Origin of the sequence: Bradyrhizobium uaiense (assembly GCF_010811875.1) — a bacterium.
Taxonomy (GTDB): Bacteria; Pseudomonadota; Alphaproteobacteria; order Rhizobiales; family Xanthobacteraceae; genus Bradyrhizobium; species Bradyrhizobium uaiense.
Window position 1 is genome coordinate 1 of sequence record NZ_VKHP01000990.1, and the last position, 243, is coordinate 243.

Genomic DNA, 243 nt, shown 5'->3' on the forward strand with positions numbered 1-243 from the left:
TGCCCACAAGTACAGAGAGAACCGTACTATTCCGGTCTTCAGCAGATGCCCACGTCATCGATCGCGCGCCCCCGAACGGCATGCTGTGCGGCATCGAGGGCGCGATGTACCTCGGTCAACGCGACGAGATCGTTGCTGCCGCTCGGCAAGCCCGCAGGCGCTGCGGCGCGACCCGCAGTAGCGCCAGTTCTGGCGATGTACTTCGCTTTGCTGTGCTCACTTCGTCGTTTTCTGTTTGGCGTG

The 243-nt window shown here is 62.1% G+C and carries 1 protein-coding gene; it reads right to left on the reverse strand.

Annotated elements, in window-relative coordinates; all coding sequences use genetic code 11:
* Nucleotides 1-38: 38 nt before the first annotated feature.
* Nucleotides 39-243, reverse strand: a 205-nt coding sequence (locus FNJ47_RS50860) for a hypothetical protein (protein ID WP_206685443.1), incomplete at its 5' end; no start/stop codon positions are given.